Source organism: Geoanaerobacter pelophilus, from assembly GCF_018476885.1.
Taxonomy (GTDB): Bacteria; Desulfobacterota; Desulfuromonadia; order Geobacterales; family DSM-12255; genus Geoanaerobacter; species Geoanaerobacter pelophilus.
In genome coordinates this window covers 340,820-360,401 of record NZ_JAHCVJ010000003.1, presented here as the reverse complement: position 1 = coordinate 360,401, position 19,582 = coordinate 340,820, and the positions used below count along the sequence as shown (strand labels likewise).

Annotated in this window: 21 protein-coding genes and 1 tRNA gene; 18 read left to right on the top strand and 4 right to left on the bottom strand. The window is 53.6% G+C overall.

Annotation, left to right across the window (positions count from 1 at the left end):
* Window positions 1–43 precede the first annotated feature (43 nt).
* The 13 genes from cdaA to KI809_RS09750 all read left to right on the top strand — a co-directional run bounded on the left by cdaA (window position 44) and on the right by KI809_RS09750 (window position 10,608).
* The gene (cdaA, locus tag KI809_RS09810) at window positions 44–814 is read left to right on the top strand and encodes a diadenylate cyclase CdaA (protein WP_214171358.1); all 771 of its coding nucleotides are present in this window, start codon (window positions 44–46) and stop codon (window positions 812–814) included.
* The gene (locus KI809_RS09805) at window positions 811–1,197 is read left to right on the top strand and encodes a YbbR-like domain-containing protein (protein ID WP_214171357.1); all 387 of its coding nucleotides are present in this window, start codon (window positions 811–813) and stop codon (window positions 1,195–1,197) included. Before cdaA ends, KI809_RS09805 begins: the two co-directional genes overlap by 4 nt.
* A 33-nt stretch (window positions 1,198–1,230) precedes the next feature.
* On the top strand, window positions 1,231–2,586 hold the full coding sequence (gene glmM / locus KI809_RS09800) for a phosphoglucosamine mutase (RefSeq protein ID WP_214171356.1): 1,356 nt from the start codon (window positions 1,231–1,233) through the stop codon (window positions 2,584–2,586).
* Window positions 2,587–2,590: 4 nt separating this feature from the next.
* Window positions 2,591–3,310 (top strand): pyridoxine 5'-phosphate synthase, encoded by a 720-nt coding sequence (locus tag KI809_RS09795; RefSeq protein WP_214171355.1) that lies wholly within the window; start codon window positions 2,591–2,593, stop codon window positions 3,308–3,310.
* Window positions 3,311–3,448: 138 nt separating this feature from the next.
* Window positions 3,449–4,195, top strand: coding sequence for a 5'/3'-nucleotidase SurE (gene surE / locus KI809_RS09790; protein ID WP_214171354.1), 747 nt, complete (start codon window positions 3,449–3,451; stop codon window positions 4,193–4,195).
* Between the two features lie 168 nt (window positions 4,196–4,363).
* A complete protein-coding gene (locus KI809_RS09785; protein ID WP_214171505.1) occupies window positions 4,364–5,011 on the top strand; it encodes a protein-L-isoaspartate(D-aspartate) O-methyltransferase in 648 nt (215 codons plus the stop codon).
* 52 nt (window positions 5,012–5,063) lie between these two features.
* Complete coding sequence (locus tag KI809_RS09780; RefSeq protein WP_435052251.1) at window positions 5,064–6,023, top strand: sigma-70 family RNA polymerase sigma factor; 960 nt, start codon at window positions 5,064–5,066, stop codon at window positions 6,021–6,023.
* A 20-nt stretch (window positions 6,024–6,043) separates the two neighbouring features.
* Window positions 6,044–6,559, top strand: a complete 516-nt coding sequence (locus KI809_RS09775) for an adenine phosphoribosyltransferase (protein ID WP_214171352.1) — start codon at window positions 6,044–6,046, stop codon at window positions 6,557–6,559.
* A gap of 65 nt (window positions 6,560–6,624) precedes the next feature.
* Window positions 6,625–6,701 (top strand) — tRNA-Arg (locus KI809_RS09770).
* Between the two features lie 63 nt (window positions 6,702–6,764).
* On the top strand, window positions 6,765–8,069 hold the full coding sequence (locus tag KI809_RS09765) for a DUF4403 family protein (protein WP_246559332.1): 1,305 nt from the start codon (window positions 6,765–6,767) through the stop codon (window positions 8,067–8,069).
* A gap of 196 nt (window positions 8,070–8,265) precedes the next feature.
* Complete coding sequence (locus tag KI809_RS09760; RefSeq protein WP_214171351.1) at window positions 8,266–9,654, top strand: sigma-54-dependent transcriptional regulator; 1,389 nt, start codon at window positions 8,266–8,268, stop codon at window positions 9,652–9,654.
* Window positions 9,655–9,837: 183 nt separating this feature from the next.
* Window positions 9,838–10,044, top strand: a complete 207-nt coding sequence (locus KI809_RS09755; protein WP_214171350.1) for an Os1348 family NHLP clan protein — start codon at window positions 9,838–9,840, stop codon at window positions 10,042–10,044.
* Between the two features lie 57 nt (window positions 10,045–10,101).
* Window positions 10,102–10,608 (top strand): chemotaxis protein CheX, encoded by a 507-nt coding sequence (locus tag KI809_RS09750; protein WP_214171349.1) that lies wholly within the window; start codon window positions 10,102–10,104, stop codon window positions 10,606–10,608.
* 244 nt (window positions 10,609–10,852) lie between these two features.
* On the opposite strand, the gene KI809_RS09745 is transcribed toward KI809_RS09750, so the two are convergent.
* Complete coding sequence (locus tag KI809_RS09745; RefSeq protein WP_214171348.1) at window positions 10,853–11,008, bottom strand: hypothetical protein; 156 nt, start codon at window positions 11,006–11,008, stop codon at window positions 10,853–10,855.
* Between the two features lie 276 nt (window positions 11,009–11,284).
* On the opposite strand from KI809_RS09745, the gene KI809_RS09740 reads away from it, so the two are divergent.
* Window positions 11,285–12,223, top strand: a complete 939-nt coding sequence (locus KI809_RS09740; protein ID WP_214171347.1) for a hypothetical protein — start codon at window positions 11,285–11,287, stop codon at window positions 12,221–12,223.
* 207 nt (window positions 12,224–12,430) lie between these two features.
* Here the strand turns inward: KI809_RS09740 and KI809_RS09735 are convergent, their stop codons facing one another.
* Window positions 12,431–13,471 carry an Ig-like domain-containing domain gene (locus KI809_RS09735; protein WP_214171346.1) on the bottom strand — a complete coding sequence of 347 codons (1,041 nt, stop codon included), beginning with the start codon at window positions 13,469–13,471 and terminating at the stop codon, window positions 12,431–12,433.
* Window positions 13,472–13,776: 305 nt separating this feature from the next.
* Between KI809_RS09735 and KI809_RS09730 the strand changes: the two genes are divergently transcribed.
* Complete coding sequence (locus KI809_RS09730) at window positions 13,777–15,573, top strand: bifunctional metallophosphatase/5'-nucleotidase (RefSeq protein WP_214171345.1); 1,797 nt, start codon at window positions 13,777–13,779, stop codon at window positions 15,571–15,573.
* A 42-nt stretch (window positions 15,574–15,615) separates the two neighbouring features.
* On the opposite strand, the gene KI809_RS09725 is transcribed toward KI809_RS09730, so the two are convergent.
* Both KI809_RS09725 and KI809_RS09720 read right to left on the bottom strand, forming a co-directional pair.
* A complete protein-coding gene (locus tag KI809_RS09725; protein ID WP_214171344.1) occupies window positions 15,616–16,911 on the bottom strand; it encodes a multiheme c-type cytochrome in 1,296 nt (431 codons plus the stop codon).
* Window positions 16,908–18,059, bottom strand: coding sequence for a WD40 repeat domain-containing protein (locus KI809_RS09720; protein ID WP_214171343.1), 1,152 nt, complete (start codon window positions 18,057–18,059; stop codon window positions 16,908–16,910). The genes KI809_RS09725 and KI809_RS09720 overlap by 4 nt, the downstream gene beginning before the upstream one ends.
* A gap of 255 nt (window positions 18,060–18,314) precedes the next feature.
* On the opposite strand from KI809_RS09720, the gene KI809_RS09715 reads away from it, so the two are divergent.
* The 3 genes from KI809_RS09715 to KI809_RS09705 are packed head-to-tail and all read left to right on the top strand — an operon-like array spanning window position 18,315 to window position 19,543.
* On the top strand, window positions 18,315–18,536 hold the full coding sequence (locus tag KI809_RS09715; RefSeq protein WP_214171341.1) for a hypothetical protein: 222 nt from the start codon (window positions 18,315–18,317) through the stop codon (window positions 18,534–18,536).
* A gap of 3 nt (window positions 18,537–18,539) precedes the next feature.
* Window positions 18,540–18,995, top strand: a complete 456-nt coding sequence (locus KI809_RS09710; protein WP_214171340.1) for an iron-sulfur cluster-binding oxidoreductase — start codon at window positions 18,540–18,542, stop codon at window positions 18,993–18,995.
* Window positions 18,995–19,543 carry a hemerythrin domain-containing protein gene (locus KI809_RS09705; RefSeq protein WP_214171339.1) on the top strand — a complete coding sequence of 183 codons (549 nt, stop codon included), beginning with the start codon at window positions 18,995–18,997 and terminating at the stop codon, window positions 19,541–19,543. Before KI809_RS09710 ends, KI809_RS09705 begins: the two co-directional genes overlap by 1 nt.
* Window positions 19,544–19,582: the final 39 nt, after the last annotated feature.

Sequence of the window (19,582 nt, the reverse complement as noted above, 5' to 3'; positions counted from 1 at the left end):
TTCGTTTGTAGATTCTTATGCAATACCCATTATTGAGGGCTCTATGACCGAGACCCTGGGAGGCTTCAGCTGGTTGCTGCACCTCCTTGACATAATGCTCGTATCGGTTTTGATTTACCATTTCCTCCTGCTGCTCCGCGGCGGAGGGATGGCGCTTCGTCTTCTTTTGTGGCTTGCGGTCGCTTTTTTAGTCTACCTCGGCGCCAGCTTCATCGGCCTTGAGTCTCTGGGGTGGCTGCTAGACAATTTTTTCTCTGTATCGCTGCTGATTGTGGCAATCATTTTCCAGCATGATATCAGGCGGGCTCTGGTCAGTCTCAGCCGTGACCGTGATCGCCAGTTGTCCCGGGAGGATGATACCAGCGAGCTGATTGACGAGCTGGTCACTGCCGTGGACTCGCTCTCCGCCAGGCAGATCGGCGCCCTGATCGTGCTTGAGCGGGGGATGTCCCTGGATAATTTCCTGGCCGTGGGGACCGACATTGACGCAAAGGTTACCAGCGAACTGATCACTTCGATATTTCTTCCGTATTCACCGATTCATGATGGCGCCGTCATCATCCAGGGAGGGAAGCTGACCAAGGCCGGCTGTTTTCTGCCTCTTTCCCAGAATCATGAGCTCGGCAAGAGCCTGGGCACCAGGCACCGGGCGGCAATCGGGCTTACCGAGATTGTCGATGCCGTGGTCATAATCGTTTCCGAGGAAACCGGCCGGATCGCCATTGCCGGCAATGGCAAGATTCATGAGGATATCCCCCTCGCCACAATTCGCAAGGAACTCAAGCGTCATCTGACATCCAGGCGGGCACTATGAATCTTCCTCCGTTCATAGCCAATAACCTGTTGTTAAAGATCGTCTCGGTAGTGATGGCATCGCTGTTCTGGCTCTATGTAATGGCCGGCAAGGATGCGGAGCTCAGAGTGCAGGTGCCGGTGGTCCTGGTCAATCTTGGCAATAACCTGACCATTGTCGACAAGCCCCCTGTCTCACTTGACGTGGAGCTTCACGGCAGCAGGCTGGCCTTGTTGGCTTTAAGGAAAGAGTCGTTACGCCTGGTTCTCGATATGGATGGGGTCAAGGAGGGGAGCGTTTCGTTTTCCAACCTGGACAAAGCCCTGATTGCCGATAGCAGAGTACGGGTTACCCGCATCTCTCCGGCGCACATAGAATTAACCCTGGCAAAGGTCGCCGACTGACCTGCGCCAGGTTTTCCAACTGGAGGTATCACGATGAAAAAGCTATTCGGTACTGATGGCGTGCGGGGAGTTGCCAATGTCTATCCCATGACATCGGAAATGGCCATGCAACTGGGACGGGCAGCGGCTTATATCTTTAAGAACGGCCAGCGCCGGCACCGGATCGTGATCGGCAAGGATACCAGGCTCTCCGGCTATATGATTGAGAACGCCCTGATGGCCGGGATCTGCTCAATGGGGGTTGACGTGCTGCAGGTCGGACCGTTGCCGACTCCCGGCATTGCCTATATCACCTCTTCGATGAGGGCCGATGCCGGGGTTGTCATCTCTGCCTCGCACAACCCGTTTCAGGACAACGGCATCAAGTTCTTTTTCAAGGATGGCTTCAAGCTCCCGGATGCCATGGAGCTGAAGATGGAAGAGCTGATATTTTCCAAGAAGATCGACTCGCTGCGCCCGATTGCCACCGAGGTCGGCAAGGCTTACCGGATCGAGGATGCCATCGGGCGCTACGTGGTTTTTCTGAAAAGCACCTTTCCCAAAGAACTTGATCTGGCCGGCATGAAGATCGTTCTCGACTGCGCCAACGGGGCGGCCTACAAGGTGGCGCCGGCCGTGCTGAGTGAACTTGGGGCAGAAGTGATCCCGTTCGGGGTCAAGCCGAACGGCACCAACATCAATGACGGCTGCGGCTCGCTGCACCCGGAGATCATCAGCGAGGCAGTCAAGGAGCATCGCGCCGATCTGGGCATTGCCTTGGACGGCGATGCCGACCGGGTTATTTTCGTTGACGAATTCGGCAACGAGGTCGATGGCGATCATATCATGGCCATCTGCGCTAGCGACATGCTGAAGCAGAAAAAGCTGAGAAAGTCTACAGTTGTTGCTACGGTCATGAGCAACATGGGGCTGGATATCGCCGTGAAAAAGGCGGGGGGCAAGATCGTCAAGACCGCGGTCGGCGACCGCTACGTGGTGGAGGAGATGCGCAAAGGTGGCTATAACCTCGGCGGCGAGCAGTCCGGGCATATGATCTTCCTTGACCACAATACCACCGGCGACGGCACACTGACAGCGCTGCAGGTACTGGCGATCATGAGACGCACCGAAAAAACCCTTTCCGAACTGGCCCAGGTCATGATTCCGTTACCGCAGGTGCTGGTGAATGTCAGGGTTGCCGAAAGAAAAGACATCATGACCATCCCGGAAATCGCTGCCCTGGTCAATGGCATCGAGGCAAAGCTGGGTGAAGAAGGGCGGATCCTGATCCGCTATTCCGGCACCGAACCGCTGCTCCGGATCATGATGGAAGGTCAGGATAAGTATCAGATAACCTCTTGGGCCAAGGAAATTGCTGCCCTGGTGGAAAAAAAGCTCGGAGGTAATTGATTAGATGGCGCGTCTTGGTGTTAATATCGATCATGTTGCGACTATTCGCCAGGCACGGGGGGGGATCGAGCCTGATCCGGTGGCCGCAGCGGCCATTGCCGAACTTGCCGGCGCCGACGGCATCACCATTCACCTGCGGGAAGACCGGCGGCACATCCAGGACCGTGACCTGAAGATCATCCGTCAGACGGTCAAGACCAGGCTCAACATGGAGATGGCTGTGACTCAGGAGATGGTGTCGATAGCGCTTGCGGTCAAGCCTGACTGTTGCACCCTGGTGCCGGAAAAACGCCAGGAGTTGACTACAGAAGGCGGGCTAGACGTGCGGCTCGCCATGGACCAGATCAGCGAGGCGATAGAAAAGCTGCAGCAGGGGGGAATAACGGTCAGCCTGTTCATCGATCCCGATCCGGACCAGGTAAAGGCGGCAAGTAAATGCGGCGCCGATTACATCGAGATCCACACCGGCAGCTATGCCGACGCTCCTGATTGGAAAAAAGAGGACCAGGAGCTGACCAGGATCGAGAATGCCATCAAACTCGGGCAGAAGCTGGGGCTCGGCATCAATGCCGGCCATGGTCTCAACTATTCAAATATCAAGCGGATTGCTGCAATCGGAGGCATCGAGGAATACAATATCGGCCATTCGATAATCTCCAGGGCCGTGCTGGTCGGCTTGGATCGGGCTGTTCGCGATATGGTCGCCTTGATCCAGTACTCATGACGAATCCGGTAAAAGTCCATCTGCGGCGTTACGCTCATCCCTCGTCGTTGCACGTACCTTCCAGGTACGCCTCATTTCTCAGGACTCGCAAGCCTTGCATATGGAGCTTTTTCCGAATTCGAGAGGTTGTCAATTGACATGAAGATTCTCGTAACCAATGATGACGGCATCAATGCCGTCGGTCTGGCTCGTTTGGCAGAAGCGATGGCTGAGTTGGGCGAGGTGGCAGTGGTTGCCCCTGATCGCGAGATGAGCGCTGTCGGCCATGCCCTTACCCTGCATCACCCGCTGCGGGCATCCTGTGTTGGCGAGAGGCGGTTTGCTGTGGACGGCACCCCCACTGACTGCGTGAACCTGGGGATTCACAGCCTGCTCGGGTTCAAGCCGGATCTGGTGGTCTCCGGGATCAACCGTGGCGGCAACCTGGGCGATGACGTTACCTATTCCGGCACTGTCTCTGCAGCCATGGAGGCGACCCTCATGGGGATCCCGGCCATCGCAATATCGTTAGTGACCATGAACGACGGCGAGCATTACCGGTCAGCCGCCCAGGTGGCGCTTGACCTGGCTCGCCATCTGATAGGCAACGGTCTGCCGGTTGATACCTTTCTCAATGTCAATGTTCCTGACCTCCCGTTGGAACAGATCGGCAAGCCTCTGGTCACCACCCAGGGGAAGCGGCGCTATGAAGGAACCATCGTGGACAAGGTTGATCCCAGGGGGCGCAATTACTACTGGATTGGGACTGCGGATCTCCGATTTCAGGATATCGAGGGGAGCGACTTTCATGCGGTTTCCAGGGGTCATGTCTCGGTAACGCCGCTACACCTTGACCTCACCAACCATTCTTCCATGCCGAAGATAGCTTCCTGGTTCTCCGGTTGACCGAATATGCTTGTTGTAGCCCGCTTCTGCTGGACTTTTTCCCCTGCCTCTGATATATAATGGCCGCGCTGGGAGTGGCTATGACTCGCCTGTCAAGTTTTGCAATCCTTGCCTATGGTGCCTTTGCCGCGCCATTCTTTTAATTTGAATTTTGCGAGTGTCTTAGTGATTAATTTCGAGATAGCCAGAAAGCGGATGGTTGAATCCCAGCTTCTTGCCCGCGGGATCAAGGACCAGCGAGTCATTGATGCCATGCTCAAGGTCCCGCGCCACCTGTTCGTACAGGAGGCCATGGCTGCCAATGCCTACAGCGATACCCCCCTGCCGATCGGAGAGAAACAGACCATTTCCCAGCCTTTCATGGTTGCCCTGATGACCGAACTGCTGGAGCTTTCCGGTAGAGAGCGGGTCTTGGAAATCGGCACCGGTTCCGGCTACCAGGCCGCCATCCTGGCAACACTGGTAGATCGAGTCTATACGGTAGAGCGGTTCAGACCGCTTGCCTTGCAGGCCAGGCGGGTGCTGGACAGCCTGCACCTGTTGAATGTGAACCTCAAGATCGGTGACGGCAGCGAAGGGTGGCCGGAGGAAGCGCCGTTTGATGCGATAATCGTCACTGCCGGGGCCCCTGAAGTCCCGGCCCAGCTGCTTCAGCAACTGGCTGTTGGCGGCAGGCTGGTGATTCCGGTCGGAACCCAGTTTGAACAAGTGCTAAAGCGGGTGACCAGAACTGCCGATGGGTTTCAGAGTGAGCAATCTGTCGGTTGCAGATTTGTAAAGCTTGTGGGAAGGGCAGGTTGGGGTATTGATGACTAAAGATCTGCATGACACGGGCTTTATCGGAGGTAGGGACATGGACAGAGATGACATGATCAAAGATATAGACGACGAGACAACCGGTACTCCGGACATATTTCTGGAACCTGAGCCGGACTCGCTGGAATTCGAGGCAGAGGAAGCTGAAGAGGCCGAAGAAGCTGAGGAGGAGATAAAAGTCCCCGAGGTTGAGCATTTTGACGATGCCATCAAGCTTTACTTGCGCGAAATTCAGAAGACCAAGCTGTTGACTGCTGACGAAGAGAAGGAGTTGGCAGCACGTATTGCCAAGGGTGACAAGGCGGCCCGCGACCGGATGATTGAATCGAATCTCCGGCTGGTCGTCAAAATCGCCAAGCGTTACATCAACCGGGGACTGCCGTTTCTCGATCTCATTGAAGAGGGAAACATGGGTCTGATCAAGGCGGTCGAGCGGTTTAAGCTCTCCAAGGAGTGCCGGTTTTCCACCTATGCCACTTGGTGGATCAGGCAGTCGATCGAGCGGGCGCTGGTGAACCAGTCGCGCACCATCAGGCTTCCGGTACACGTCTCCGACGACATCAACAAGATGCTCAGGATTACCCGGGAGCTGATGCAGAAGATGAACCGCGAACCGTCAGTCAAAGAGGTCGCCACGGTGATGGAAGTCAATTCCGCCTATGTCCGGCGGCTGATGGTCCTGCTCAAGAAGACCTACTCGATCGAGCGTCCCATGGGGGAGAATAGTGATTACTTCCTGATCGACACCATCGAAGACACTTCCACCATCTCTCCTTCGGCCCTGCTTGAGGACAAGAACAAGCACGCCCTGGTGCTGGAATGGTTCGAAACCCTTTCCGAAAATGAAAAGAGCATCCTGGCCAAGCGGTTCGGCCTTGACGACAAAGAGCCGGAGACGCTGGACACCATCGGCAGGAGTGTCGGTGTCACCAGGGAGCGGATCAGGCAGATTGAGGCAAAATCGCTGGAAAAGCTACGTAAGATGGCAGAAGCCACTGAATATAAAGCGTAATTCCTAAAGGAGCCGATCAAATGGATGAATTGAAGAGCATCATCAGGGACATTCCTGACTTCCCGAAAAAAGGGATCATCTTCAAGGATATAACGACACTGCTGGCCGACGCCAAGTCGTACCAGCGGATGATAGATCTTATTTCGCACCGCTACGTCGGGCAGCATATCGACAAGGTAGTTGGTGTGGAAGCGCGCGGTTTCATCATTGGCTCGGCCCTGGCCTACAAACTGGGCGCCGGGGTGGTGCTGGTCCGCAAGCCGGGCAAGCTCCCTTCAGAGACCTTCAGCAAGACTTACGACCTTGAGTATGGTACCGATACCCTGGAAATACATACCGATGCGATCAAGCCGGGAGAGAAGATCCTCATTGCCGACGACCTGCTGGCCACCGGCGGCACTACCGCTGCCGTAGTGGATATGGTGCAGAAAATGGGTGGCGAAATCGTGGAGTGCTGTTTCATGGTTGAGCTTGAGTTTCTTGACGGCAAGAAACGGCTGCCGGAAGGAAAAGTGTTCTCTTTGCTCCAGTTCTAAGGCACGACCGATTAAGTACAAGGATCTTGCATTTAACGGTTCTGTACGGTATAAACAAATTTCTTGTCCCCGTAGCTCAGCAGGATAGAGCACTTCCCTCCTAAGGAAGGGGCCGGACGTTCGAATCGTCTCGGGGACGCCATAAATCAAAATGGCCGATTTCATCAAGAAATCGGCCATTTTCTTTCAGGAGGTCTAGAATTATATGAGGCTGATTCGTTGCTTTTTAAGTTTGCTGGCAATACTTCTGGTGACCGCAACCATCTGCGAGGCTGCCGCTAACGGTGCACCTCCCTCGACGATCAATCTTAAAATTGAGACTTCAGCAGCTGATCTTGGGAACATTTTGAACCAGTCGATCAAAAAGGAGCTATATAAAGGCCAGGGGAGTTTAGGGACTTCCGTGGAAATCTTACGTGCCGGGGCGGTAGGAGTAACTGCTGCAAATGATCTAATTTACCTGTCAATCCCAGTTCAGCTGACATTCGGTTATGGCATGTTTACTACGGGGCCACTCAAGACTGACCTGCGGTTCAAGGTAAAAGTTAATGTTTCCCCTGACTGGCGTCTGGTAACGGAGCTTTACTACACCGGGCTTTCAGATGGGCTTGCTGACAATGTTCGACTGGGGGTGGTTACGTTGAAGCCGAAAAGTCTCGTCGAAGGCGTTACGCAGCCGGTGCAAAAACTGCTGGCTCCGGTCATCGATAGTAAAATTAATGATGCTGTGAAGCTCCGGGATAAAATTGCCCCATTGTGGCGCAATGCCTTTAACCCGGTCCTGGTCGATAAAAACTTCAATGCCTGGTTGAAATTGGCCCCGGAAAAGATAGTCATGAGTCCATTGTCGGCAAGCAATAATCGGCTCCGCTTATCAATAGGGCTCATTACAGCTGCAGAAATAGTTATTGGGCCGAAACCGGTTGCCCCGCCGGTCAGACCGCTGCCGCAACTGCAGCAACTCGCAACCTTCGATAACCAGTTCCATATTCAGCTAGCAACCAATATTTACTTTGCGGACCTGATAACTGCGCTGAATCCGATTCTGATTAACAAAACCTTCGGCGATGACAAGAAAATAACCGTTCGCAGCTTCAGTTTGAAAAGCGATGAAGGTAGACTTGTTATCGATTTAGCTGCCACCGGAGACTTTGACGGCGAGCTGACGCTCATTGCCAAACCGGTCTACGACTCGCAACGCAATTCTCTTACCTTTGACGATATTGATTTTGATACCAGGAATGCCGGTGTACTGGTTGGTGTCGGCAGTTGGTTGTTCAACAGCACTATCCGCAATGCCATTAAAGAAAAGCTCAATACGACAATCATTGACCAGCTCGAAACTGCCCGCGCTAAAGCGTCGGCAGCTTTAGCCAGAATCAAGCTTGCCGAGCATGTGGACCTCTCCGGCACTGTGAAATCCCTGAAGCTTGGTGAGGCTCTTGTTGCTACTGATCGCTTGTCGCTTCAAGTTTACGTCCTGGGTGAAGCTGGCATCAGCTTAAAGTGACTGCTTCAATGCCCATGGGCAGCGACACTTTTGCTAAGCAAATGTTTTTTGCGAGAGCATTATGGAGCCCAAAGTATCTGCGGCAAAGATTGCTGGCGGGGGGTGAATTGGGGAGCCGGTTGCATATAAAGATTTTTACAACATAATGTAATACAACTTCAACTGATCAGCCCCTTTTATTTCATGAAGGAAACTCATGATTCCAGGCAGTAACACCGAAGACCGAGAGAATTCACCGGCGACAGTACTTGTCGTCGATGATGAGCCGGTTTCGTTGCATTTAATCGAACGCATTCTTAAGAAAATCGGGTTCATGGTATTCCCTGCAACCGGTGCCCAGCAAGCGCTTGAGTTTCTGGGGCAGAGGAAATTCGACCTTGTTATATCAGATCTATACATGCCGCAGATGGATGGGATTAAACTGCTGGAAGAGATGCGCCGGCACGAACTGAATACCCCGTTCATTATCGTTACTGCCAGCGGCAGCATTGGCAGTGCAGTGGATGCCATGCGCAAAGGCGCCTGCGACTATCTTGAAAAACCATACAATCCTGAGACCCTTAAATTTACCGTCAATCGGGCCATCGAGCATCACCGGGCCTTATCGGAAAATCGTCAGATCAAGGAATACCTGAAAGAGAATTTTACCCCTCTGAATATCGTTACTGTTTGCCCTGCCATGAAAGCGACGCTTGAGATTGCGGCAAAAGTGGCGGCATCGCACCAGACCACCGTGGCCATTTATGGCGAGAGCGGCACTGGCAAAGAGGTGCTTGCCAAGGCCATTCATTTTGCCAGCACCGGGGTGCCATCTGGCTTTGTGGCGGTCAATTGTGCGGCGATCCCTGAATCACTGCTGGAAAGTGAACTGTTCGGCCATGTTCGCGGCGCATTTACCGGTGCTGACAAGGATCGTGAGGGGAAATTTTCCCTTGCTTGCGGTGGAACGCTTTTTCTTGACGAGATCGGCGACATGCCTCTGCTGCTTCAGACCAAGCTGCTACGGGTCTTGGAAGAAAGGACTTTTGAGAAAGTGGGCTCAAACCGCTCGCTGCCGGCAGATTTCCGGGTAATAGTCGCCACTCACCGAGATCTTGCCGAGATGGTCCGAAAAGGGACCTTTCGCGAAGACCTGTACCATAGGATCAATGTTGTACCCCTCCTAGTTCCGCCTTTGCGGGAGCGTCTTGCCGATATCCCCCAGCTTACCGACCATTTTCTTGATCAGTTCCGCCGGCACCACGGGAAGTCATTGCCAGGCATATCCAGGAAAGCCATCGAGCAGTTGACCTCGTATCACTGGCCCGGTAATATCCGAGAACTGCGTAATATTCTTGAATATGCCGCAATTCTCGTGTCTGACGAGCTTATCCGTCCGGAACATCTCAGAATAAATGCAATAGAGAACAACCCTTCAGACACACCGTTGCCTGGAGTCAACTTCAATATCACTCTTCCGGAAGAGGGGGTCTCCCTGGAGGCCATAACCGGTCAGGTGCTTCAAATGGCACTCCAGCGTTGCGGCGGCAACAAATCACAAGCCGCAGCCCTGCTCAAGGTTGACCGCAAGCGCTTCTATCGATAATCCCACTGTACCATCCAGCCACACTCTGTTCCATTTTGCCCCACTGTCTTAACGCCCCTCTATGGTAACACCTCGATATTATTGCATTATTATCTTTGGCACCCTTCCTGTAATTTAATCAGTATCAGTAGTTGATCTTAAAGCGGACTGTTCCAAAAAGTCACATAATACGCGAGGTACACCATGTCTCAGGAAGCAGTTGAACGGTTCTTGGGTAGGATCATCACGGATGAACGGTTTCGAGAGCGTGCCAAGGCCGGCATCGAACAATCTTGCATCAGCGAAGGATACCTGCTTTCGGCACCGGAATTCGAGCATCTTGAAAAACTGGATTTTAGGCTGTTCAGCTATGTCGGCGCCACTCTTGATGATGCAATAAGGCGTAACTAGAACGTTAATGCGGGATTGCCGTTAGAAATCGATAAATTCATTAACGAGGAGTGCCATATGTCAATTTCACCAAGCCTTGAACAAACAGTAAACCTCAGCGAAGAACTGCTCACCAACCAGCTTAAGCACGATGTGAAAGAGATTTTCAGCACCATGGTAGGGCTTGACAATCTCTTGCATCTGCCGATTAAAGTGGATCCGGTCTCGGATTTCAAGGACTGTATCAGCGGCATGGTTGGAATGGCCGGTACCTATAATGGACTGGCCAGCATCCATATGCCTACGGAACTGGCAATGAGGGCCACGAGCAGCATGCTTGGTACTGCTATTACTGAGCTTAATGACGATGTAAACGATGCTATCGGCGAGATGGCAAATATGATAGCCGGGTCGTTCAAGCTTCGTTTGTCTAAAAGCGGCCTCGATATTCAGCTGTCAACACCTTCAGTGATCTTCGGTAAGGAATATTTTATTGCATTGGGTAATAATCCGAAGCAGCTTGCTGTGCGTTTTGCTACAGATGACGACTGGTTCATGGTTGTCATCGCGTTCAATGAGAATTAGCACAAAATGGTTGAATAACCCCAAAACTCTACTGAGTATAAAAGGGGTGTTTCCAGTGAGCAAGGTAAAGCAGTTCTTTCAGTTTTACCTTTCCTTGCGAGTTGCAGGTTGGGAAATAAGCGCTTCGCGTTTCGGAAGAATCATTTGGGTAATGGCTATGCGCCGGCAGTTTACGGCGGAGTAGCGGCAATTTTTGCTTTGACTCTCTGTTCTGCGTAGCTCATCAAATATAGTTTGAACCTGGTCATCGCTTCTTTTTCTTCTTGTGTTGTTTTTTGCCCTGATTGCCGTGGGCATGCTGGTCTTGGTTTTGTTTGTCGCCCTTGTACATCATAAGAGGAATGAGGATGAATGCTAAAATCGCAAGAATGGCAGCCAGAATAATAAGCGGTGTTGACATGATCCCTCCTGAAATGGAATGAGCCATTGGTGCAGTTTACCACTTGATTCACTGTTTGGAAATTCTTGTGCTCTTGAGCCGTCATTCATTCTCTATCTCCCACAGAGTAAATACCAAGACGTTACCTATTCAATTTGTCTGCTGAACAGGCTGTTACCGTGAGCCGGACGCAGTCGCTTGCCATTTGCAAAACATGATGTACAAGAATAGTTAGAGAATTCATATATGTTTTCACGGATTGTTCTGTTCAGCCTGCACAGATTAAGGAGGGAGATCATGAAAAGAATTTCCGGCTTGTTTGCTGCGGCATGCTTGGTAACGGTTTGCTGGAGTGGGGTGGCGCTTGCTTGGGGGTCTGCAACTCACGCCTACCTAGACGACCGAATCGGTCGCTCCGGGATGGTTTTTAACAGTCAGGAACTCTACGGCAGCATGGCTGCGGATGTCTTCAACTTTTCCTTTGCTCACCCCTCGTATATGGCCTACCTCTATCAGAAGACCCACACTGACTTCATGGGCATCTGGGAAAAGGCCAGGACTCCGTATGCAAAAGCACTTGGCTATGGGTTTGTCAGCCATAATGGGGTATGGGGGGCAGACCTCACAGCGCACACCGATGGCCTTACCTCTGGCCAAGGGCTGGGATACGTGGTTGACAAGGCTCATTTGCTGAAGGGGGTTCTGATCCAGGTGCCGGAACTTGCCGCCTTGAATCTTCCTGATCCGGTTCTGCTCGAGATGTCCCATTCCATGGTGGAATATGGGATCGATATCCTTGTCAAGAAACTGGAACCGCAGATCGGCAAAAAGGTGGCAGCCGCAGCTATTTTCAGAAGCCCGGAGTTCGCCATGCTTTTAAACAGTGAATATGCCGGCGAACTGGCAACAACATTCGGGATCAGCAAAAAAGAAGCAACAGATTTCATTATAGGAACGGAATCCGATTTCAGGCATCTGACCCTTCAGTACGGCATTGCCCTTAGTAACAATGAGGAGGCAGCAGTACAGATTTTAGCCGAACAGTTGTCTTCATTTGCAGCTGCTTTCCTTCGGGCGTACGGTGTTACTCTCCCTGATGGCGTTAATCTGACCCCGCTTGCGGCGTTCGGCATCCAGCAGGCAATGGCGCTTTGTGCCGCCGACTTTGCCGCAGAACTGGCTGCAACGAGAAATTTCACGCGAAAACAGCTTGTGCTGCACGGAGTAAAGGACTGACATCCAGTTGGCCATTGTTAGTGGATAGCATTTGCAGGTTTGCAGCAATGATGACGACTTAGAAGTCTATTGCCGGGAAGCACCAAAGGTAAAGGCCATCACTCCATTGAGTGGTGGCCTTTACCTTTTATAATAGCGGGTCAGCTGGAGCGCCTAACTGAACCGCATCAAATCACTTTCAGCGGGCGTTCAGGGGCAGCTGAATTCTCAAGGTACGGTTGAGAATTCCCAGGTGTAGGTTGCTATCTGATTCCCGGACAGGTCTTTTGGCGCGATTCGCGATCTGTAGGTTCCACCAGGTCTAAGGTCCTGAGTGGGGATAATCCGAATTTCCGTGGTAAGGTCAGGGTTGTAGGTGATCACCGTTTTGGTAGGGATACCGTCCACCAGCCCGAGCAGGATCGGGTAGATCGGTTTGTCGAACAGAATGACAATACTGGCATTTAATGGTACGTTCTGCGCATCATCGGCGGGATTGGTCGATATGATTCGAGGTGCCACCGTATCCGGGGCTGCGCTGCTTCTGGTAGTGAAGCTCCAGGAGTAACCAGCTGTCATGCCGTTTCCGGCGAGATCTTTTACGCCAGTCGTCAAGGTGGCTGTGTAGCTGGTATTAGCAGTCAGGCTTGATCCCGGAGTAAATATGGCTGTCGTGCCTACAAGGGTGACGTTTCCTGTGATGGCATTGCCATTGCCGCTGATGGTAAAAGTGGCAGCGGTGAGCGTTGCCGGGTCTACCGCCTCGCTTAAAACTGCTGCAATCTGAGAGTTTACCGGCACGTCATTGCCCTGGGGACTATGGGAAATAACCATCGGGGCTGTAGTGTCGGCTGCGGATTCGGTAGTAAAGGCCCATGAATAACTGGTGCCCATGGCATTGCCTGCCTGGTCGGTTACTTCGTGGTCCACAGCCACCGTATAAACGGTATTGGGATTCATGGCTGCAGCCGGTTTAAATTGGGCAATCCGGTTATCCGCGTCATAGACCACGGCTGCGGAAACTTTGCTGCCATCCGGTGCCGAAACGGTAAAGGTATTACTATTGATGGTCGCAGGATTCATCGCTTCGCTGAAACTGACGGTAATGGTACTATTTGTACCCACGCTGGTATCGCGATTGGCAGGAGCGGCATATGTTATTGCCGGCTTAGTCGTGTCAACTCCGACATTCTGACTGGGGGAACCTCCCCCCCCTCCACCGCAACCTGACACAAGCAGGAGCATCCAGAGACAGCATATTTTTCTCATATTCAGCCTCCTTGTGAAATTATTTAATTAATTATTTCTATTTAAAGAAATTATATTAAATTGTATCGCTGCAGTTTTGTAATGCAACCCGGTTTATTGTGAAGGTCTAATTATCGATTGATTGCCGGGAAAACCCCGTAAAAGCGTGATGAGCACAGTTTATGGGGGGCAGACCCGAGCTGTTTAGGAATGGTAATTTGCTCCGGATGTGAGATACTAGCTTGAAAAGGACTCCGGCCTTGCCAAGAGTCCCGTATTCAATTTTATTGCGGTTCCAGTAAGGACATTTGATGAAGGGGAGCACAATGATCGGAAAAATGCAGCGGTCGGCCATGCCGGTATTTCTGCTGCTACTATCGCTTCTGACGCCGGCCTGCTACAGCAAGAGCGCAAATTTCAACCTCACCATTGCCCACCTGAATGATACCCATTCGCACCTCGAACCGGCTGCGGTCAACCTGACCCTAGGCGGTGAGAAAACTACGGCACAGCTGGGTGGGTTCGCCCGGCTCAAGACAGCTCTTGACCAGATGCGGCTCGAAGAGCCCGATCTCCTGCTGCTGCATGCTGGTGATGCGGTGCAGGGAACCCTTTACTTTACCCGTTTCAACGGCACGGTGGAGTACGATTTTCTTAACCTGCTGGGAGTGGATGCCATGACATTCGGCAACCATGAATTCGATCGCGGCGTTGCCGCAATTCCGGGTTGGATACAGCGCAGCCGGTTTCCCTGGCTTTCGGCCAATATCGATTTTTCGCTGGAGCCGGGCATTGCACCGCTGGTAAAGCCGTATCTGCTCAAGAAGATCAACGGGGAACAGGTGGCGATCATTGGGGTCACCACAGAGACGACGCCGCAAACCACCATCAATCCGGGCAAGGCAGTTTTTAAGGATGCCGTATCGAGTACCCGCCGGCAGGTGGCGTCACTGACTGCCCAAGGGATCAACAAGATTGTGCTGCTCTCGCATTTGGGGTACCGGCAGGACATGGCGCTCGCTGCCCAGGTCTCAGGGGTGGATGTCATAGTCGGCGGGCACAGCCACACTCTGCTAGGTGATGCGCCTCGACTCTCCTCCATCGGATTGGCCTCTGACGGTCTGTATCCTACGGAGGTGCTGGCGCCGGACGGCAAGCGGGTGCTGGTACCGCAGGCATGGCAGTGGGGCGATCTGCTTGGCAAGCTGAAGATTGCCTTTACCCCGGACGGCGAGGTGAGCAGCTGGACCGGCGGTGCGGTGATCCCGGTAGGAGACACCTTTACCCGCGACGGGGTGCTGGTTGTACCTGGAACGCAGCCGTACCACGATATTGTCGATTCTCTCAAAAAGAGCACTACGGCTCGAATCGTTGCCGAAAATTCTGCGGTAGCAGCGGCGCTGCTCCCCTATACCGCACAGCTGGAGCGGTTTCGCCAGGAGGTTGTGGCCAGTGCAGCCAATGACATCACTATCGGGCTGAACAGCGGTCCGGGGCCACTGGCGTCAGACTCCATGCTGGCTGCAGTGCCCCGAGCGCAGGTGGCGCTGCTTAATTACGGAGGGGTGCGCAAAGGTCTTGCTGCTGGAAACATAACGGTCGGGGATGTGCTGGAGGTGATGCCGTTTGCCAATACCCTGGTGCTGGTTGATCTGACCGGAGCCGAGCTAAAGCAGGCGCTGGAAGAGGACATTGATTTCCTGATTGCCAAGTTCGGCCTCAGCGCCAATGCCATGCCATACCTTGGTGGGGCTATCATGACCGTGCAGCCGACTGCCGATAACGGTTCACGCATTACCGCTCTTGCCATCAAAGACAGTGACGGCAGCTATCAGCCACTGGATCCCGGAAAGGTTTACCGAACCGTAACAAATGCCTTTATCGCCAACGGCGGCGATGGCTTCACTGCGATCAAAAACGCTGCCGGTTTTCGCAGTGATACCGGGGTCATCGACAGCGATGCCTTCAGGGATTACCTGAAGATCCGCGCCACAGTCCGCAACCCTACCGAACAGAGGATTACCATCCTGCCGACTGCCGCGCTCCTGCCAGTAGCTGCTTTGGGCGCTGCAGACGGTTATGGCCGGGACCTTTTGCCGCAGTTCGCTTCAATGGGGCACTGACCGGAACCAAGAGGCCGGCACTCCTGGCGGTAGTCTCTTTCATTACTTCAATTTCAGTTCTTCCAGCAGCCTGGCCTTTTCTCTGGCATACTGCTCTTCCGTTATCTCGCCGCGTTTGACCCTATTGCTCAGAACACGCAGTTCCCTGTCGGTTGTTGTCGCCTGATCAGCAGGTTTTTTAGCAGCTGCCCCGATACCGCCACGCTCCCTGAGGCGGCTGGCCTCGGCCTTGATATCAATCAGGTTCATCTTTAGTTCGGCGTTGCCGTACCAGTGGGTATAGGCCGGATTCTGGTGGTAGGCCCCTTTGATGGTCCGGGCATAGTCGTATTTCTTCATCTTGAAAAAAAGCCGCTCGATATGGGAGGTGTCCTCATAGAGCATCTGAGCATCGGTAACCAGTTTCTTGCCGCTCAGTGGGTGGTCCGGCCGCTGGTCCGGCATGGGGTCGAGAAGCGAGCGGTCCGACAGGTCCCAGATGATCTTTTCCGCTTCTTTAAGGATGGCGAGGCTCTGGGTCCGGACAGCGTCCCCCCGTGCCAGTTCTTTGCGGCCGAACTCCGGGCTATGGCACTGGTTGCAGATCTGCAGCATCTCCTTGCGGGCTGGTTCTGCTTTCTGGCTAGGGTAGGGCACTCCGCCGGAACTCATGGTGATGCCTATGGACACGTTATGCGTCCCTTGTGCCATATGACAGCTCTGGCAGGTCGGACCGGTGGCGATGCCGGCCGTGGTGTACAGGGTGCCGTGCAGGGAGGTCTGCCACATCTCCCATTGGGGGTGATCCGGTCCCATGTGGCACTTTGCGCATGAGTTCGGATCGCGGACTATGGCCAGGCTCGTGTTGTGATTGGTATGGCAGGAGGCACACGAACTCTCGACGCTGTGACAGTAATTGCAGCCGATCTCTCCTATTTCGCTGCTCTGCCTGAGGAACCGGGCGCATTGGACCCCGCCCTGCGGCACACTGCCGCCATCTTCGTGGCAGAATCGGCACTCGCCCTGGTTTCGGGCTGGCAGGTTGCGGGTGCACCCCCAACCGGAGTGAAGCGCCATGCCGTGACGGCTGGCATTGTGCTCGGTCAAAGCCTTTTTATGACAGGCCCCGCACACTTTCATATCTACCTTGGCTTCTCCCTTGATGATCTTGGCGTGGTCGCTGCCGTGACATTTCTCGCAACCAATTCCAGCCTTGAAATGGGCGCTGGCCTCCCATTGCCTGACAGCTGCCGGGGTCTTTTCCAGGTGGCACGGGATGCAATCTTCGGCCAATACAGGGCATATCATGATGAGAACGGCGAGCAGCTGAACAGTTACCTGAATGATCGAATGCTTCATGGGGCGAGTATCCTTTGTTTCGCGGTTTGGTATTCCTTGTCGGATATAAGTTTTTCACTGCGCCATTTTTTGAGAGCCAGCAGGCGCTCCCTTTGTGCTGGCGAGGGTTGAGGTCTGGCCGACTCCGTGAGTCCTGACAGCAAGGAGAGCGAGTCCCCGCACCTGAGCAGGAGCCTGGTTCCTGTTAGTGAAAATGCGCCGGCGCAGTCAGCAGGGAAAGCCGCAAGCTGCTGCATCTCGAGGAACAGCTTGCCATCGACGAAAAGATAGCGGTCTCCCGGGGAAAGAGCAATGGTGCGGCCCGGGGCAGCAAGGAGATCCTGTTCTCTCCCGGTCCAAGGGCTCAGACGTCTGACCATGCCGGCGCCATCCCCGTAGAGAATCTGCTCGGCATCCGAAGAAAAGGCCGCGCCGGCAGAGCCAAGTTTCACCCCGGAAGCTTCCTGTTCGGCCCCGCTCTCAAGATTACGGACGATAATCTTCAGATAGGATGGAAAATTCGGCGGATCAACCAGCCTGGTATAGGCGATCTCGTCCCGCAAGGGGGAGAGGGCAAAAGAGAAGGTGTCAAAGTAGCTTTTATCCGAGGCCTTTGCCCTGGACGGCATAATGGTGACGTCGCTGAGGATTGTTGCCGTCGGAACTGTACCCAGGCGCCAGCGGTAGAGCTGCGTCCGCAGGCTCACTCCGAATTTGAACCGCTCCAGTACCTGGGACGGAGCGAGCAGTTCCCGGTCGAAACGCCATGCTAACTGGGAAACATGCCCCGGAACAACTGCTTCCTCGACAACTGCGCCCTGCCTGTCAAAGACGCGCACCAGGCTATCTTTGCCTTGGGTTGAAACCGCTGCCAGCAGGGCTCCATCGGGTGTCCAGGCAATGGCTGAGGGTGTGGCGTCGAGCTGCACCATGTCGCCGGTTGCAAGATTCATCATCCGCAATTCCCCACGTACAAAGGCGATGATGTCAGCATCCGGATGCCAGGCAAATGGCGCTTCCGGGTCGCTGCGGCCGATAACGGCAAGGGCAAGGCCTTGTGGCAAGGGGGTGTGTGGGGGGAGAGTGGCGGCGCATCCCGCCAGCAACAGGGAGACCAGCATGATGCTGAAGAGGGTGCTTGCAAGGTAGGGAATACGGGTATGTGACAAAAGTCTGCCTCCTGTTTGAATTGATACCTTAGCTGATTTGTCTGCGGATGGAAACCCATTGCTGGCGCTAGTGGCAATGAGCCGGTCCTTGGCGCCTGTTCACTTAGTGGCGATCAGCATACGCTATTGTGAATTCAGGTGCTTGACCCAGGTCAATTGATTGCCGGTACATTTCTTCTGTTTGTTGATGCACATCAAAGATCTCGGTCGATAGTTGCGCTAAGCTGACCTCAACATGTGGCAAGGAGGAAGCAAATGGAACTGAACAACGGGCTTGGCGACAAAGCGATTCAAGATGTCATGCAGAGCGACCCGAAAATCGGGGAGATTCTTGCCCGCTTCGACATCGGTTGCACTACCTGTAAAGTCGGCATCTGTCTGGTGAAGGATGTGGTTGCTATTCATGGCTTAGCCAAAGAAGACGAAACAGCCATCGAGACGGAAATTAACGAATACCTGGCAAGGAAAGGGGAGTAAATCATGGGAAATTTGGGATGTGGCTGCCCAGGCAGCATGGCAAGGGTAATAGAGCGGCCGGAAAATGAAACTGTGACCAATACCAAAGCAGTATCTGAGCTCAGGCAGTGGCCGGTACAACTGCAGTTGGTGCCGCCGACGGCACCGTACTTCAATAACGCCGATATCCTGGTCTGCGCCGACTGCGTGGCTTTTGCCATGGGGAGCATGCACCAGGAGCTGCTGAAAGGCAAGGCACTGGCGATCGCCTGCCCGAAGTTGGATGAAACCGGTACTTATGTGGAAAAACTGGCTACAATCTTTGCTGCCAACGAAACCCCGAGCGTCACTGTGGCAATCATGGAGGTCCCTTGCTGCCGCGGTCTCGATGTCATGGTCAAGGAAGCCATACGGAAAAGCGGCAGGGACATTCCGTTGGAGACAGTAATTATCGGCATCGATGGCACCAGGAGAAACTGATGAAGACAGACATTACCCAAGCTCTGGTAAATGAGCATAGGCATATTCTGCAGGTAATCACTCTGTTGGAGCAGACTGCCCCGACGACGGTAGCTGGTTTGAATGTCGATTGGCAGTTTTATCTGGACTGCATCGACTTTATCCGTAGCTATGCAGACCGGTTCCATCATGCCAAAGAAGAGGATGTGCTGTTTGCCGCCCTGGTCAAGAATGGCATGCCTCGTGACAACAGTCCGGTGGCAGCTATGCTGATGGAGCATGACCAAGGGCGCAGTTATATCCGTGAGATGGAAACGGCTGTTCTTGAGGCCAAAGACGGTATCCCTGGGCGTGAGGCGGTCATTGCCGAAAAGGCCCTGGCTTATGCGGCACTGTTGCGGGATCATATTGCCAAGGAGGATGATATCCTCTATCCATTGGCGGAACTGGTGATCCCGGAAACCATGCGGGAAGAAATCGTGCAGGGCTATCAGCGAGCCGAGGCCTTGAGTGACGCGATTGTCGGTCAGCGCTACTGGAAACTGATTGAATCCTGTGAGCTGGAATAGTCAGGGGTAGCGGTTAATCACCTTGCCCCCTTCGGGCTA

Excerpts from the sequence above, each read along its gene's own strand:
- cdaA (WP_214171358.1), top strand. The coding sequence starts at position 44 with ATGACCGAGACCCTGGGAGGCTTCAGCTGGTTGCTGCACCTCCTTGAC.
- KI809_RS09805 (WP_214171357.1), top strand. The coding sequence starts at position 811 with ATGAATCTTCCTCCGTTCATAGCCAATAACCTGTTGTTAAAGATCGTC.
- glmM (WP_214171356.1), top strand. The coding sequence starts at position 1,231 with ATGAAAAAGCTATTCGGTACTGATGGCGTGCGGGGAGTTGCCAATGTC.
- KI809_RS09795 (WP_214171355.1), top strand. The coding sequence starts at position 2,591 with ATGGCGCGTCTTGGTGTTAATATCGATCATGTTGCGACTATTCGCCAG.
- surE (WP_214171354.1), top strand. The coding sequence starts at position 3,449 with ATGAAGATTCTCGTAACCAATGATGACGGCATCAATGCCGTCGGTCTG.
- KI809_RS09780 (WP_435052251.1), top strand. The coding sequence starts at position 5,064 with ATGATCAAAGATATAGACGACGAGACAACCGGTACTCCGGACATATTT.
- KI809_RS09775 (WP_214171352.1), top strand. The coding sequence starts at position 6,044 with ATGGATGAATTGAAGAGCATCATCAGGGACATTCCTGACTTCCCGAAA.
- KI809_RS09765 (WP_246559332.1), top strand. The coding sequence starts at position 6,765 with ATGAGGCTGATTCGTTGCTTTTTAAGTTTGCTGGCAATACTTCTGGTG.
- KI809_RS09760 (WP_214171351.1), top strand. The coding sequence starts at position 8,266 with ATGATTCCAGGCAGTAACACCGAAGACCGAGAGAATTCACCGGCGACA.
- KI809_RS09755 (WP_214171350.1), top strand. The coding sequence starts at position 9,838 with ATGTCTCAGGAAGCAGTTGAACGGTTCTTGGGTAGGATCATCACGGAT.
- KI809_RS09750 (WP_214171349.1), top strand. The coding sequence starts at position 10,102 with ATGTCAATTTCACCAAGCCTTGAACAAACAGTAAACCTCAGCGAAGAA.
- KI809_RS09745 (WP_214171348.1), bottom strand. The coding sequence starts at position 11,008 with ATGTCAACACCGCTTATTATTCTGGCTGCCATTCTTGCGATTTTAGCA.
- KI809_RS09740 (WP_214171347.1), top strand. The coding sequence starts at position 11,285 with ATGAAAAGAATTTCCGGCTTGTTTGCTGCGGCATGCTTGGTAACGGTT.
- KI809_RS09735 (WP_214171346.1), bottom strand. The coding sequence starts at position 13,471 with ATGAGAAAAATATGCTGTCTCTGGATGCTCCTGCTTGTGTCAGGTTGC.
- KI809_RS09730 (WP_214171345.1), top strand. The coding sequence starts at position 13,777 with ATGATCGGAAAAATGCAGCGGTCGGCCATGCCGGTATTTCTGCTGCTA.
- KI809_RS09725 (WP_214171344.1), bottom strand. The coding sequence starts at position 16,911 with ATGAAGCATTCGATCATTCAGGTAACTGTTCAGCTGCTCGCCGTTCTC.
- KI809_RS09715 (WP_214171341.1), top strand. The coding sequence starts at position 18,315 with ATGGAACTGAACAACGGGCTTGGCGACAAAGCGATTCAAGATGTCATG.
- KI809_RS09710 (WP_214171340.1), top strand. The coding sequence starts at position 18,540 with ATGGGAAATTTGGGATGTGGCTGCCCAGGCAGCATGGCAAGGGTAATA.
- KI809_RS09705 (WP_214171339.1), top strand. The coding sequence starts at position 18,995 with ATGAAGACAGACATTACCCAAGCTCTGGTAAATGAGCATAGGCATATT.